The sequence below is a fragment of the Alcanivorax sp. 1008 genome (assembly GCF_020667895.1).
Classification (GTDB): Bacteria; Pseudomonadota; Gammaproteobacteria; order Pseudomonadales; family Alcanivoracaceae; genus PGZG01.
Genome location: NZ_JAFMPS010000112.1, coordinates 1 through 329, shown reverse-complemented (window position 1 = coordinate 329; position 329 = coordinate 1). Strand labels below are relative to the sequence as shown.

Here is a 329-nt window from a genome sequence, read left to right as displayed (position 1 = left end):
CCAAAACATTTATGGAAGAACAATAAATTTTTCAAAGTCTGGAATTCATATTAGAGGTAAAAGGTCAAAAAAACTAAAGGTAAATTATCGTACTACAGAAGAAATAAAGAAAAAAGCTGTTAGTCTGTTGTTTGATGAAGTTTACGATGATTTTGACGGTAGTACTGAAACAAATAAGGGCTATGTCAGTTTGATGCATGGTAAAGACCCAATATATAAAACATTTTCTAGCCCAGAAGATGAAGATGCGTTCATATTGGGAGAAATTGAAAAATTGTTAGCCAATGAAGATATTAACCCTTCAGATATTTGTATCTCTGGAAGAACTA

Annotated in this window: 1 protein-coding gene; it reads left to right on the top strand. The window is 31.3% G+C overall.

Annotation, left to right across the window (positions count from 1 at the left end; translation table 11 throughout):
* The coding region (locus J1C54_RS16515; protein WP_229150086.1) for a hypothetical protein at positions 1–329 on the top strand (329 nt) is incomplete at both ends.